At 61.4% G+C, this 12,867-nt stretch carries 14 protein-coding genes and 2 tRNA genes; 10 read left to right on the plus strand and 6 right to left on the minus strand.

Going from position 1 to position 12,867, the window contains the following annotated elements; genetic code table 11:
* Positions 1–19: 19 nt before the first annotated feature.
* The 4 genes from HZR81_RS22405 (at position 20) to HZR81_RS22420 (ending at position 4,914) form a co-directional block, all read left to right on the plus strand.
* On the plus strand, positions 20–1,486 hold the full coding sequence (locus HZR81_RS22405) for a sigma-54 dependent transcriptional regulator (RefSeq protein ID WP_500129298.1): 1,467 nt from the start codon (positions 20–22) through the stop codon (positions 1,484–1,486).
* 136 nt (positions 1,487–1,622) lie between these two features.
* Positions 1,623–2,807: a sensor histidine kinase gene (locus HZR81_RS22410; RefSeq protein WP_500129299.1), complete on the plus strand. Its 1,185-nt coding sequence runs from the start codon at positions 1,623–1,625 to the stop codon at positions 2,805–2,807.
* 2 nt (positions 2,808–2,809) lie between these two features.
* The gene (locus tag HZR81_RS22415; protein WP_500129300.1) at positions 2,810–4,204 is read left to right on the plus strand and encodes a sigma-54-dependent transcriptional regulator; all 1,395 of its coding nucleotides are present in this window, start codon (positions 2,810–2,812) and stop codon (positions 4,202–4,204) included.
* A 53-nt stretch (positions 4,205–4,257) separates the two neighbouring features.
* A complete protein-coding gene (locus HZR81_RS22420; RefSeq protein WP_500129301.1) occupies positions 4,258–4,914 on the plus strand; it encodes a thiopurine S-methyltransferase in 657 nt (218 codons plus the stop codon).
* Positions 4,915–4,933: 19 nt separating this feature from the next.
* On the opposite strand, the gene HZR81_RS22425 is transcribed toward HZR81_RS22420, so the two are convergent.
* From HZR81_RS22425 to HZR81_RS22440, 4 genes are all read right to left on the minus strand, one after another.
* Complete coding sequence (locus tag HZR81_RS22425) at positions 4,934–5,578, minus strand: DUF2959 domain-containing protein (RefSeq protein ID WP_500129302.1); 645 nt, start codon at positions 5,576–5,578, stop codon at positions 4,934–4,936.
* A gap of 84 nt (positions 5,579–5,662) precedes the next feature.
* Positions 5,663–6,535, minus strand: a complete 873-nt coding sequence (gene htpX, locus HZR81_RS22430) for a protease HtpX (protein WP_063539814.1) — start codon at positions 6,533–6,535, stop codon at positions 5,663–5,665.
* A 97-nt stretch (positions 6,536–6,632) separates the two neighbouring features.
* Complete coding sequence (locus HZR81_RS22435; protein ID WP_208216267.1) at positions 6,633–7,094, minus strand: hypothetical protein; 462 nt, start codon at positions 7,092–7,094, stop codon at positions 6,633–6,635.
* Between the two features lie 3 nt (positions 7,095–7,097).
* A complete protein-coding gene (locus HZR81_RS22440; protein WP_063539812.1) occupies positions 7,098–8,309 on the minus strand; it encodes a pyridoxal phosphate-dependent aminotransferase in 1,212 nt (403 codons plus the stop codon).
* A 270-nt stretch (positions 8,310–8,579) separates the two neighbouring features.
* Between HZR81_RS22440 and msrB the strand changes: the two genes are divergently transcribed.
* The 3 genes from msrB to HZR81_RS22455 all read left to right on the plus strand — a co-directional run bounded on the left by msrB (position 8,580) and on the right by HZR81_RS22455 (position 10,454).
* Positions 8,580–8,978, plus strand: a complete 399-nt coding sequence (msrB, locus tag HZR81_RS22445; RefSeq protein ID WP_013983197.1) for a peptide-methionine (R)-S-oxide reductase MsrB — start codon at positions 8,580–8,582, stop codon at positions 8,976–8,978.
* 16 nt (positions 8,979–8,994) lie between these two features.
* Positions 8,995–9,477 carry a glutathione peroxidase gene (locus HZR81_RS22450; RefSeq protein WP_253750607.1) on the plus strand — a complete coding sequence of 161 codons (483 nt, stop codon included), beginning with the start codon at positions 8,995–8,997 and terminating at the stop codon, positions 9,475–9,477.
* An 86-nt stretch (positions 9,478–9,563) separates the two neighbouring features.
* Positions 9,564–10,454 carry an ATP-binding protein gene (locus HZR81_RS22455; protein ID WP_125867896.1) on the plus strand — a complete coding sequence of 297 codons (891 nt, stop codon included), beginning with the start codon at positions 9,564–9,566 and terminating at the stop codon, positions 10,452–10,454.
* 70 nt (positions 10,455–10,524) lie between these two features.
* On the opposite strand, the gene HZR81_RS22460 is transcribed toward HZR81_RS22455, so the two are convergent.
* Positions 10,525–11,205: a glutathione S-transferase family protein gene (locus HZR81_RS22460; RefSeq protein ID WP_500129303.1), complete on the minus strand. Its 681-nt coding sequence runs from the start codon at positions 11,203–11,205 to the stop codon at positions 10,525–10,527.
* 60 nt (positions 11,206–11,265) lie between these two features.
* Positions 11,266–12,021 (minus strand): VHS/ENTH/ANTH domain-containing protein, encoded by a 756-nt coding sequence (locus HZR81_RS22465; RefSeq protein WP_348834822.1) that lies wholly within the window; start codon positions 12,019–12,021, stop codon positions 11,266–11,268.
* A 229-nt stretch (positions 12,022–12,250) separates the two neighbouring features.
* Here HZR81_RS22465 and HZR81_RS22470 point away from each other — a divergent pair.
* The 3 genes from HZR81_RS22470 to HZR81_RS22480 all read left to right on the plus strand — a co-directional run.
* A tRNA-Glu gene (locus HZR81_RS22470) sits at positions 12,251–12,326 on the plus strand.
* Positions 12,327–12,343: 17 nt separating this feature from the next.
* Positions 12,344–12,419 (plus strand) — tRNA-Gly (locus HZR81_RS22475).
* 225 nt (positions 12,420–12,644) lie between these two features.
* The coding region (locus HZR81_RS22480; protein ID WP_500129304.1) for an Arm DNA-binding domain-containing protein at positions 12,645–12,867 on the plus strand (223 nt) is incomplete at its 3' end.

Here is a 12,867-nt window from a genome sequence, read left to right on the forward strand (position 1 = left end):
TTAGAGCCCTATAAACAAGATGTGGCGTGAAACCAAAATTTTGTTGATAGACGATGATCGAGACCGCCGCCGAGACCTGGCGGTCATCCTGAACTTCCTCAGCGAAGATCATCTGGCTTGTTCCAGTAGCGAGTGGCAGGAGGCGGTTGCTGGCCTGGAGTCCAGTCATGCTGTCATCGGCGTCTTGCTCGGCGATGTCAATGCTCGTGGGGGAGCGGTCGAGCTGATCAAACAGATGGGCAAGTGGGACGAGAATGTTCCCTTGATGCTCATTGGCGAGCCAGCACCGGCTGACTGGCCGGAAGAGATACGCCGTCGGGTGCTGACCAGCCTGGAGATGCCACCCAGCTATAACAAGCTGCTCGATTCCCTGCATCGCGCGCAGATCTATCGGGAGATGTACGATCAGGCCAAATCCCGGGGCCGGCAGCGTGAGCCGAATCTGTTTCGTAGCCTGGTCGGCACCAGTCGTGCGGTACAGCATGTCCGGCAAATGATGCAGCAGGTCGCTGACACCGAGGCAAGCGTGCTCATCCTCGGTGAGTCCGGAACCGGCAAGGAAGTCGTCGCGCGTAATCTGCACTATCACTCCAAGCGCCGGCAGGGTCCGTTCGTCCCCGTCAACTGTGGTGCGATTCCCGCAGAGCTTCTTGAGAGCGAACTGTTCGGTCACGAAAAAGGCGCCTTTACCGGAGCCATTACGGCTCGTTCAGGGCGTTTCGAGCTGGCCGAGGGCGGAACCCTGTTCCTCGATGAGATCGGTGACATGCCGCTGCCGATGCAGGTCAAGCTGCTGCGCGTCCTGCAGGAGCGCACCTTCGAGCGGGTGGGCAGCAACCGTACTCAGAGCGCGGATGTGCGCATCATCGCAGCCACCCACAAGAACCTGGAAAAAATGATCGAGGAGGGGACCTTTCGTGAGGATCTCTACTATCGACTCAACGTTTTCCCGATCGAGATGGCGCCTCTGCGCGAGCGGGTCGAAGATATCCCGCTGTTGATGAACGAGCTGATCTCGCGCATGGAGCATGAGAAGCGCGGCTCCATCCGCTTCAATTCGGCTGCGATCATGTCGTTGTGCCGACATGACTGGCCGGGCAATGTTCGTGAGCTGGCCAACCTCGTCGAGCGCATGGCAATCATGCATCCCTATGGCGTTATCGGCGTGATGGAACTGCCGAAGAAATTTCGCCATGTCGACGATGATGACGAGCAATACGCCACCAGCCTCAACGAGGAAATGGAGGAGCGCGCGGCCATCAGCGCACCTATGGTCGTCCCGGAAGCTCAGGCGATGCTGCCGGTGGAGGGACTGGATCTTAAGGAATACCTTGGCAATCTCGAGCAGGGTTTGATCCACCAGGCGTTGGAAGACGCTGGCGGCGTTGTGGCGCGTGCTGCCGAGCGCCTGCGTATTCGGCGAACCACGCTGGTGGAAAAGATGCGCAAGTACGGCATGAATCGTCGGGATGACGAGGCGGAATAGCACCTGCCAAGCCAGTCAAGGCCGCCTGATCGGGCGGCCTTTTTCATTGCAGCGTTAGCTGTCCGCTGATCTCTGATGGGCACGAAGATTGCTCGCCTCCACTCACCGACCATCTTTTGACAGGCGTGAGTGAACCTTGAAAGCTGTCACCGAGCCTTCCATCGGGCCGTGCGAGCGCAACGACGAGCGTACCCTGGCGCAGTCTTTGAGGCTGTTCGATCGGATATCTTGCCAACTGAGCGAATCCGAGGGGCTGTTGCATACGCGGGTCGCCGAGCTTCAGGGGCGGCTGGCCGAAGCTGGCGAGCTGCGACGCCAGGAATTCGAAGAGAAGGAGCGACTGGCGCAGCGGCTACGGAACGTGCTCGACCTGCTGCCGGGCGGTGTAGTCGTGATCGACGGCCAAGGCGTGGTATGCGATGCCAATCCGGTGGCGTTGGAGTTGCTTGGGGAGCCGCTAACGGGCGCCTTGTGGCGTGAGGTGATCGCGCGCAGCTTCGCACCGCGTCGCGACGATGGCCACGAGATTTCCTTGCGCAGCGGGCGCCGGCTTTCCATCGCCACGCGCTCGCTTAGTGGCGAGCCGGGACAGCTGGTGCTGCTGACCGATCTCACTGAAACTCGTCGTCTGCAGGATCAGCTGGCTCGCCATGAGCGGTTGTCTGCGCTAGGGCGGATGGTTGCGTCGCTTGCGCATCAGGTGCGAACGCCGCTGTCCAGTGCCCTGTTGTATGCCAGTCACCTAGAGCAGGGCGGACTCAGCGCGGAGCTGCAGCAGCGCTTCGCCGGAAATATCAAGGCGCGGCTGCACGAGCTTGAGCATCAGGTCCGAGACATGCTGGTGTTCGCGCGAGGGGACCTTCCGCTGAATGATCGGCTGAGCCCGTTCGCGTTGATGGCTGCCCTGCGCTCGGCGGCCGATAGCCAGGTTCAGGGTGCCGCGGTGCGTTGGCAGTGCGAAGTACGTGACGGTGAGCTGCTCTGCAATCGTGACACGCTGGTTGGCGCGCTGCTGAATCTGATCGAGAACGCGCGACAGGCCAGCAACGGCGACCTTCGCCTGAAGGTCCACTTCTATCGGCGCTCCTCGACGTTGCGCATCTGTATCAGCGACAACGGCTGCGGAATAGCCGCCGATGTCCTGGCGCGCCTCGGCGAACCCTTTTTCACTACTCGCGCGACCGGAACCGGCCTGGGGCTGGCAGTGGCACAGGCGGTTGCCCGAGCGCATCGGGGTGGGCTGCAGCTCCGATCACGCCCGGGGCGGGGCACCTGTGCCTTGCTGACGCTGCCTTTGCTCCCACGAGTCGGACCGGAGTGATCATGACTGCCAAGATTCTGCTGGTCGAGGATGATCACGCGCTGCGCGAAGCGCTGGGCGATACGCTTCAGCTGGCTGGCCATCCATATCGCGCGGTCGATTGTGCCGAGGCTGCGTTAGCTGCCCTGCAGCAGGAACCATTCGGCCTGGTGATCAGTGACGTGAATATGCCGGGTATGGATGGCCACGAGTTGCTGGCCTTGATCCGGCAGTATCACCCGCAGGTTCCGGTGCTGTTGATGACCGCCTTCGGGGCTGTTGCGCGGGCCGTCGATGCCATGCGGCAAGGTGCGGCGGACTATCTGGTCAAGCCGTTCGAGCCGCAGATTCTGCTTGAGTTGGTCGATCGGCACGTCGCCGGTGTGTGCGGATCCGGTCAGGCTGACGGGCCCGTGGCATGCGAGCCAGCCAGCCAACAGTTGCTGGGTCTTGCTTCGCGGGTTGCGCAGAGCGATTCGACGGTACTGATCTCCGGGGAATCAGGGACCGGCAAGGAGGTGCTGGCGCGCTACATCCACCAGCATTCGCCACGTGCCGGCAAACCTTTTGTCGCGATCAACTGTGCGGCGATCCCTGACAACATGCTGGAGGCGACCTTGTTCGGGCATGAGAAAGGCGCATTCACCGGCGCCATCGCCAGCCAGCCGGGGAAGTTCGAGCAGGCCGATGGCGGCACGCTGCTGCTTGACGAGATTTCCGAGATGCCCCTGGCACTGCAGGCCAAGCTGCTGCGTGTGCTGCAGGAGCGCGAGGTTGAACGGGTCGGTGCACGCAAGGCCATCGCCCTGGATATCCGCGTACTGGCGACTACCAACCGCGACCTGGCCGGCGAGGTGGCAGCGGGTCGCTTCCGTGAAGATCTGTTCTATCGACTGTCGGTGTTCCCGCTGGCCTGGCCGCCGCTGCGTCAGCGGCCGGCGGACATCCTGCCGCTGGCGGAGCGCTTGCTGGCCAATCATGCGCGCAAGATGCGCCAGCCGCCGGCGAGGCTGTCCGCGGCTGCGCAGCGTTGCCTGATCGAGTACGCCTGGCCGGGCAATGTGCGCGAGCTGGACAACGCCGTCCAGCGCGCGCTGATACTTCAGCAGGGTGGCCTGATCCAGCCTCAGGACCTGTGTCTGACGGCGCCAGGCATGCCGTCAGGCGGCGTCGCGGCTCCAGTCTCACTGCCGGCATGCGCGGAGTCCGTCCCGCCGATCGCCGGAGTCGCCTCGGCTCTGGGCGATGACCTGCGCCGCCGGGAGTTTCAGCTGATCATCGATACCTTGCGTGCCGAACGTGGGCGCCGCAAGGAAACCGCCGATCGGCTAGGCATCAGCGCGCGCACCCTGCGCTACAAGCTCGCGCAGATGCGCGATGCCGGGGTCGACGTCGAGGCAGAGCTCTACACCGGCTGAGCCTCCTGTATCGCTCTGGTAAGCTGCCGCCATCACGCAATGGAGAATGGCAGGTGCACGAACAATTCTGGCAGGAGCGTTGGGCTCGCAACGAGATCGGTTTCCACCTCGACGATGTGCATCCAGGTCTGCGTCGCCACTGGCCCGCCCTCGCGCTTCCGGCAGGGGCGACAGTCCTGGTGCCACTGTGCGGCAAGAGTCTGGACCTCGCCTGGCTGGCCGGTCAGGGGCATCGGGTTCTGGGCGTGGAGCTGAGCGAGAAGGCTGTCCAGGCATTCTTCAGCGAGCAGCGGTTGGAGCCCAGCGTATCCTGCGAGGGAGCCTTTAAGGTCTATCGCTGCGGCGCACTCGAGATCCGCTGCGGAGACTTTTTCGCGCTTGCGTCTGACGACGTTGCGGCGTGTCGAGCTGTCTATGATCGCGCCGCACTGATTGCGCTGCCGCCTGCCATGCGACAGCGCTATGCCGAGCAGTTGACCGCTATCCTGTCGGCAGGCTGCCAACAACTGCTGGTCACGTTGGATTATGAACAATCCGAGATGGATGGCCCGCCGTTCGCGGTCGATCATCGTGAAGTGAATGCGCTCTATGCTTCGGCGTGGGAGATCGAGCAACTGGAAGCCAAGGAAGTGCTGCAGAGCAATCCGCGCATGCGTGAGCGGGGTCTGCAGCGCCTCGAAGAGCAGTTCTATCGGTTGCAGCGGAAGTGAGCCGCCCGCCGCAGGCCGATCAGCCTTCGGCCTGCAGGCGGCGAATGAAGCTGTCGGCTTCGTCGATCGCGCGCTGCATGTCATTCATGAGCTGATCGACATTGCCCTGCAGCGTTCGGTACTCGCCGTGCAATGAGCTGATGGCGCGCGCGTTGAGGTTGTGCTTGAGAAACAGCACCTGATCGCGCAATACGCTCAAGACCGGCTCGATACGCTGCTCGGCTGCCTTCATGCGCTGTATCAGGCTTCGGTACTCGGCTCGGGTCCGGCTGAGCTCCTTGGCACTGGCAGCCTTCAGGCTGGCATTGCTGTACTGCTTGAGCTCGCTTTCCCATTCCTTGAACAGCGCTTCGGCGACGTCCTCGATGTCTTCGATGCGCGTGCGCACGTCTCGGGCGCTCGCCACGCTAGCCTGGTACTCGCGATTCAGCGCGGCGTAACGTTTCTCCAAGTCGCCGCCTTTGACCTCGACAACACTGCGGTAGCGCTCCAGCGCGTCCTTGAATTGCTCCTTGGCCTGTTGTTGCGAGTCTCTTGCATCCTCGACCCGGTCGACCAGGATGTCGCGCTTGTGGATGCCCGCCTTTTCCATTGCCGAGTAGTAGGCGCTCTGGCAGCCGGCAAGCGCGAGCAGGGCACAACAAATGAACATCAGACGGCGCATGGCGATTCCTTGTATGCGGTAACGGGTCTGCATGGGACCAACGAAAAGGGCGACTTACGTCGCCCTTGCTGTATCGATGCGCTGTCAGCCGCGCTGACGCAAGGCCTCGATACGGTCTTCCAGCGGCGGGTGCGTCATGAACAGACCGGCCAGGCCGTGCTTTAGCGAACCGTTGATACCGAACGCTTTGAGTGTATCGGGCATATGCACCGGCAGGCCCTGCTCGGCGCGCAGGCGCTGCAGGGCGCCTATCATCGCAGTCGTGCCGGCCAGCTGAGCCCCTGCCTCATCGGCGCGATACTCGCGTTTGCGTGAGAACCACATGACGATGATGCTGGCGAGCAGGCCGAGTACCAGTTCGGCGAAAATCGTCGCGACGAAGTAGCCGATGCCATGGCCGTCTTCGTTCTTCAGGATCGCCTTGTCGACGAAGTTGCCGAAGATGCGTGCGAAGAACATCACGAAGGTGTTTACCACGCCCTGGATCAGCGCCAGGGTGACCATGTCGCCATTGGCAACGTGGCCGATTTCATGGGCCAGCACCGCCTTCACTTCGTCAGGAGAGAACCGCTCGAGGAGGCCCTGACTCACGGCGACCAGCGCATCGTTCCGGTTCCAGCCGGTGGCGAACGCGTTGGCCTCATAGGCCGGGAAGATACCGACTTCGGGCATCTTGATGCCGGCATCGCGGGAAAGCTGCTCGACAGTTTGGAGTAGCCACTGCTCATGACGGGTGCGCGGCTGGCTGATGATCTCGGTGCCGGTGCTCATCTTGGCCATCCACTTCGAGATGAACAGCGATATGAGCGATCCGGCGAAGCCGAACACCGCACAGAAAACCAGCAGGCTGCCGTAGTTCTGCCCCGTATAGCGATCGACCCCGAGCAACTTCAGGGTGATGCTGGCAATGACCAGGACCGCAAGGTTGGTGGCCAGGAACAAGAAAATGCGCATCATGTTGCGGCAGACTCCAGGGTAGGAATGGAAGAACGATAGGCTATATAAGGCGCGCCCTTGAGCTATTCAACCGAACGACTATTTCAAGCTATGTCGCCTACGTGCCAAGGCTGGAGTGCTGCGGCGAGCCGGGATAGTTCTCGAACAACAAGCGGGCTAGATGGGCGATGCGTTCGCTGTGCCCGCTTTTCAGCGCGTCGCGAAGCTGGTGGGCGAGGCTGGCCTGGATGCGCAATACGCTGGGAGGCAGGGTGCGGTCGTCCGGTGACTGCCTGGGAACGGCGCGCGTGAGCCGGATGAAGCCCTTCTCGGTAAGCACGGCCTGGTCCAGGGCTTGGAACTGGATGGTACTTTCGAAGCGCAGATAACCTTCGTCGGCGAGCCAGAGCAGGGCGCCCAGACAGCTCTGATGGCGTTTGGAGGGAAGGCCGAATTCGTCCGGCTCTTCCCGCCCGATCAGGTCTTCCACGTAGAGCGCGATCTTGCGCGGAAACGCTTGGTACAGCGCGAGCAGGCTGCCCGCGGCGTCCCTGTAGAAGTCGTCGATCTGCAGATCCATCGGTTACTGCTGGTACGTCTTGAGGAAGTTGCCGATGCGCCCGATGGCCTGCTCCAGATCATCGACTCGGGGCAAGGTGACCACGCGGAAGTGGTCAGGCCACGGCCAGTTGAACGCCGTCCCCTGAACGATCAGCAGCTTCTCGGCGAGCAACAGGTCGAGCACGAACTTCTCGTCGTTATGGATCGGACAGATCTTCGGGTCGATACGCGGGAACGCGTACAGCGCGCCCATGGGCTTGACGCAGCTGATCCCCGGAATGTCGTTGAGCAGCTCCCAGGTACGGTTGCGCTGTTCGAGCAGGCGACCCGGCGGCAGTACCAGATCATTGATGCTCTGGTAACCGCCGAGTGCGGTCTGGATGGCGTGCTGCGACGGCACATTGGCGCACAGGCGCATGTTGGCGAGGATGTCCAGGCCTTCGATATAGCTCTGTGCCTTGTGTTTGGGGCCGGAAATCGCCACCCAGCCCGAACGGAAGCCGGCGACGCGATAGGACTTGGACAGGCCGTTGAAGGTCAGGCAGAGCACGTCCGGCGCGAGCGAGGCGGTGGAGATATGCACCGCGTCGTCGTAGAGAATCTTGTCGTAGATCTCGTCGGAGAACAGCACCAGCTTGTGCTGGCGTGCCAGCTCCACCATGCCTTCCAGCACTTCCTTCGGATAGACCGCGCCGGTCGGGTTGTTCGGGTTGATCAGCACCAGGGCCTTGGTGTTCGGCGTGATCTTGGCCTTGATATCGGCCAGGTCTGGCCACCAGTTAGCCTGCTCGTCGCAGAGATAGTGCACCGGTTTGCCGCCGGCCAGGCTCACGGCAGCAGTCCACAGAGGATAGTCCGGTGCCGGGATCAGCACTTCGTCGCCGTTGTTGAGCAGCGCCTGCATGGACATCACGATCAGCTCGGACACGCCGTTGCCGAGGTAAATGTCCTCGATGCCGACACCTTCTACCTGCTTCTGCTGGTAGTACTGCATGATCGCCTTGCGGGCGCTGAACAGGCCTTTCGAGTCGCTGTAGCCTTGGGCCGTGGGCAGGTTGCGGATCACGTCCTGGAGGATTTCCTCCGGTGCTTCGAAACCGAACGGCGCCGGGTTGCCGATGTTCAGCTTGAGGATGCGATGGCCTTCCTCTTCCAGGCGTTTTGCGTGCTTGAGCACTGGCCCACGGATGTCGTAACAGACATTGGCGAGCTTGTTCGATTTGCTGACCTGCATGATCCTGAGTGTCCCGAAGTGAAAACGTGCCAGTTCCGGAAATGGCTGGTCACGTTTGGCATGAACCCGGGCGCCTTGGCAGTCGGAAACCCCGCTGCCAGACTAGGCGTCGAAGAGGGAGGCATGATACGTGCGGCCCGACCACCGGAAAAGGTACAGATCGGCCTTTTTTATATAGCGTGCTGTTGCGCTTCGTGTGCGTTCCAAACAACCGGTGCGCCAGGTCGTGGCCATGGGACGAAACGCGAACAGACCCCGAGGAGGCTACCGATGGACAAGCTGGAAAAACCGCTCGACGCCTGGCGTGAGGAGCTGTCCGATGAGCAGTTCCAGATCTGCCGGCTCGGCGCCACCGAGCGCCCCTTCACCGGCAAGTACAACGATACCCGGACGCCGGGCGTCTACCATTGCGTCTGCTGTGATGCGCCACTGTTCGATGCCGACGCCAAGTTCGATTCCGGCTGCGGCTGGCCCAGCTACTTCCAGCCGGTCAGCGATACCGCCATCGCCAGCCTGGACGACTTCAGTCATGGCATGCACCGGATCGAGGTCAGGTGCGCCCGCTGCGATGCCCACCTGGGTCACGTCTTCCCCGACGGCCCGAAACCGACCGGCCTGCGCTATTGCATCAATTCGGCCTCGCTCGACCTGAAGCCCCGCGAAGCCTGAACCGCAAGGAGTCAGCATGCGTGATCCTTTGTTCGATATCCCCTGCGTGACCATCGACGGCGCGCAAAAGACGCTCGCCGATTTCGATGCCAAGGTGCTGCTGGTGGTCAACACTGCCAGCCAATGCGGTTTCACCCCGCAGTACAAGGGGCTGGAGGAGCTCTGGCAGCGCTACGGTGGGCAAGGCCTGGTCGTGCTCGGTTTTCCGTGCAACCAGTTCGGCGGACAGGAGCCGGATAGCGAGGCGCAGATCGCCACCTTCTGCGAGCGCCGGTTCGGCGTGTCCTTCCCCTTGTTCGCCAAGGTCGAGGTCAATGGCGGCGACGCCCATCCGCTGTTCATCGAGCTGAAGAAGCGCGCGCCCGGCCTGCTGGGCAGCAAGGCGATCAAGTGGAATTTCACCAAGTTTCTTATCGCCGATCAGGGCCGCACGGTGCGGCGCTATTCCTCGCGTACCGCGCCGCAGGCGCTGGCGGCGGATATCGAGGCGCTGCTCTGAAACACGAGCGGCGCGGGATCGATAGCTTTTGCAGGCGTTGATGTCTGGTCCGGCTTCGGCCGGACTTTTTCTGTTTGGAGTCAATCATGGATGTCGAGTTGAAAGCCTTCCTGCAGCGTGCCGAAGGCCTGTTGGCGCGTATCGAGCCGTTGCTGCCCGCGCAGCCGCCCGTTATCGATTGGGAGCATACGCTGGCGGCGCGCTGGCAGCGTGACGGCCGAAGCGGCTATCTGGCGCCGCTCGAGGTCAATCTCGATCTGCGTCTGAACGACCTGATCGGCATCGACCGGCAGCGTGATCTGCTGGCTGCCAATACCCAGCAGTTCGTCGATGGCCTGCCCGCCAATCACGTCTTGCTCTGGGGCGCCCGTGGTACTGGAAAATCGTCGCTGATTCGCGCTCTGTTGGCCGAGTATGCCGGCCGTGGGCTGCGCCTGATCGAGATCGAGCGCGACCACCTGGCGGATCTGCCGCGCGTGGTGGAGCTGCTTTCAGGGCAGCGCCAGGCCTTCGTGCTGTTCTGCGACGACCTGTCCTTCGAGGCGGGCGAGGGTGACTACCGGGTGCTCAAGAGCGTGCTCGACGGTTCCCTGGAGCGTGCGCCGGAGAATGTGCTGCTGTATGCCACGTCGAACCGCCGTCACCTGGTGCCGGAGCGCCAGAGCGACAACGAGAACTGGCAGATGGTGGACGGCGAGCTGCACCCGAACGAGGCGGTGGAGGACAAGATTGCCTTGTCCGATCGTTTCGGCCTCTGGTTGTCGTTCTATCCCTTCAGCCAGCAGCACTACCTCAGTGTGGTGCGCCACTGGATCGATTCGCTGGCGGGCAGGGCGTGCTTGCAGTGGGATTGGGACGAAGCGCTGGAAAAGGACGCGATTCGCTGGGCCACCGGGCGCGGCAATCGCAACGGGCGCTGCGCCTATCAGTATGCTCGGCAATGGGTCGGCAGCAAGCTGCTGGAAAGGCGGGACTGAACAGGCGATTGTCTGAACGCTCTGCGGTGCCTGCCGCGTCCGCTGCAGGCACCGGTCGTGGCGTGGCGACTCAGGTCGCAGCGGCCTTGCCCATCTCCTTGAGCTTGTTGTTCATGCGCTGCTCGTCCGGCAACAGGCTACTGACCGACTGCCGCTCGAGCATGCGTGCATGGTGTGCAGTCAGGCCCGGCCAGCTTTGGCCATCAAGGTGCTCGCCGCCATGTGCCATGTTGATCAACTGACAGGTTATGGCGATGTCCGCCATCGATAGCTCGTCGCCAACGAAGAAACCCCGCTGACCCAGCTGCTGCTCGAGATAGTCGAAATGCGGCGGCAATTTCTGCTGCAATGCCGCCTGCACCGCTTCTTCATTACAGGCTTGGCCTGACATCGGTTTAAGGATGCGGTTACGGAACACGGTGAACGTGGTCAGTGGTGCCAGTTCGTAGTCCGCGTATTTCTCGAGCCAGCGTATCTGACCACATTGCTGGGCGTCATCGCCATACAGGGACGGCGTATCGGAATAGGCCTCCTCCAGGTACTGGCAGATGACGCTGGAGTCGGCGAGTGTGCAGTCTTCGCCGTCCTTGAGCGCTGGAATACGGCCCAGGGGATTGAGTTCGTAGTACCACTGGGGTGGCGTGAAAGGCATCACCGTTTCGAGCCGGTAATCGAGGCCTTTCTCGTTCAGGCAAACGCGCACTTTGCGAACGAATGGAGAGAGGGGGGCGCCAAACACGGTCAAGGACATCATTGCACTCCGCTGTGGTTGTTTGCATGCGATCTGGCCGGCTGGGCTGCACAGACGCAATCAGTAGACATTGTTCTTCTTCCACAGGTCTTCATCGTCGAAGGCTTTCATGCCTTCGGCCAGCTCACTGGATTCGTCTGCTTTGGGTACTTCGTTCTTCAGCACCAGCGCATTGGCGTGCTCGAGCAGCGCCTCCAACTGTTTCAGTTGGGCCTGATAGGGAGCCGGTACTGCCTGACGGCGGATATGCTGAATCCCTCGTTCGAATGCCAGGCGTGCACGTTGGGGCTGGTTCTGTTGTAGCGCCAGCTTGCCCAGTCCGGTGAAGAACTCGATGTGCAGAATGGCCAACATGCGCTGGATATCCTGCACCCAGCGCTTGGCTTCTGCCTGCTCAAGCAGCCCTTCCTTGGTCGCGTGAACGATCTGGGCATGCAGATCCTCAAGCATGAAACGGCTTTCCTTGGCCTGCGTTTCGGTGAGTATCTGTCTTGGCGGGTTGCGGACCTCGAGCGCATCACCCTTGGCCACGTCGGCGCGCAGGGCCTGGATACGCGCAGCCAGTTTGTCGTTGCCCTTGTCCAGCGGTAGCAGGCGCTCGCTAAGGCTCAGCTCCATCCGAGTCAGCAGCAGCTTCAACGCGGGGGTAACCATCTGGCCAGGCAGACCTTCGGACAGGTTGGCGCAGCGGCGACAACGGTCAGTGAGGTCTGCGCGTTTCCGGGCTTTTTCCAGATTGTTCTTCTCGACGATCTGGATGGAGTAGACGATGAAGACTAGAACGAGCAGACCGGCCAGGACTAACCCTGTGATCATTAATGGAGACACTTGACTGTACCTCTCGAGCCGCTGGCTTTTTGCCTGAGTGTAGTGGCTTGACGGTGTGGCCGATAGCTCTGGTTGTTGGTCGAGGATGAGATGAAATTTTTTTGAAAACAATGCTTGACGGCTATTCGAGGCCTCCATAGAATGCGCGCCACTTGCAGCGTGAAGCGCCAAACGCAACACGCTGAAAGCCGGAGTAAAGCAGTAGCTTCCGGGCAGCGTCCCCTTCGTCTAGTGGCCTAGGACACCGCCCTTTCACGGCGGTAACAGGGGTTCGAGTCCCCTAGGGGACGCCAATTTTGCTGCAAGTAATGCGGGAATAGCTCAGTTGGTAGAGCACGACCTTGCCAAGGTCGGGGTCGCGAGTTCGAGTCTCGTTTCCCGCTCCAAATTGTGATCTAGAGACATCCACTGACGTCTCCAGATCATTGAAACAAGGGCCGTAAGGCCCTTTTTTCGTTCCAGCGAAATCCACTGTAAACCACCCCCAGCCAGGACGTTTAAGTCCACTTTTAAGTCCATCTTTGCGGGGTGCGCGGTTTCCGGATTGTTGCTGGAGGAGTGTGCCCTGCGAGACAAGTATCTAGCCCTGACCTATGTTCAGGAGCTATACCATGGCGCTCACAGACGTCACTGTCCGGCAGGCTCGGGCGACTGGCAAAGACTATACCCTCACCGACTTCGATGGCCTGTCTCTGGCGGTATCTGCCTCTGGCGGAAAGTCTTGGCACTTCAGATATTATTGGGCTACCAAACAGAAACGAATGTCGCTGGGCACCTATCCGAAGGTTAGCCTCCGGGAAGCGCGTGCATTGCGCGATGAGGCCCGCGCCCTAG

This window comes from Pseudomonas sp. LM13, assembly GCF_041381355.1.
Lineage (GTDB): Bacteria > Pseudomonadota > Gammaproteobacteria > Pseudomonadales > Pseudomonadaceae > Stutzerimonas > Stutzerimonas frequens.

What these genes read in the sequence shown, in the direction of transcription:
- HZR81_RS22405 (WP_500129298.1), top strand. Translation starts at nt 20, where the DNA reads ATGTGGCGTGAAACCAAAATTTTGTTGATAGACGATGATCGAGACCGC.
- HZR81_RS22415 (WP_500129300.1), top strand. Translation starts at nt 2,810, where the DNA reads ATGACTGCCAAGATTCTGCTGGTCGAGGATGATCACGCGCTGCGCGAA.
- HZR81_RS22425 (WP_500129302.1), bottom strand. Translation starts at nt 5,578, where the DNA reads ATGCGCCGTCTGATGTTCATTTGTTGTGCCCTGCTCGCGCTTGCCGGC.
- htpX (WP_063539814.1), bottom strand. Translation starts at nt 6,535, where the DNA reads ATGATGCGCATTTTCTTGTTCCTGGCCACCAACCTTGCGGTCCTGGTC.
- HZR81_RS22435 (WP_208216267.1), bottom strand. Translation starts at nt 7,094, where the DNA reads ATGGATCTGCAGATCGACGACTTCTACAGGGACGCCGCGGGCAGCCTG.
- HZR81_RS22440 (WP_063539812.1), bottom strand. Translation starts at nt 8,309, where the DNA reads ATGCAGGTCAGCAAATCGAACAAGCTCGCCAATGTCTGTTACGACATC.
- msrB (WP_013983197.1), top strand. Translation starts at nt 8,580, where the DNA reads ATGGACAAGCTGGAAAAACCGCTCGACGCCTGGCGTGAGGAGCTGTCC.
- HZR81_RS22450 (WP_253750607.1), top strand. Translation starts at nt 8,995, where the DNA reads ATGCGTGATCCTTTGTTCGATATCCCCTGCGTGACCATCGACGGCGCG.
- HZR81_RS22455 (WP_125867896.1), top strand. Translation starts at nt 9,564, where the DNA reads ATGGATGTCGAGTTGAAAGCCTTCCTGCAGCGTGCCGAAGGCCTGTTG.
- HZR81_RS22460 (WP_500129303.1), bottom strand. Translation starts at nt 11,205, where the DNA reads ATGTCCTTGACCGTGTTTGGCGCCCCCCTCTCTCCATTCGTTCGCAAA.
- HZR81_RS22465 (WP_348834822.1), bottom strand. Translation starts at nt 12,021, where the DNA reads ATGATCACAGGGTTAGTCCTGGCCGGTCTGCTCGTTCTAGTCTTCATC.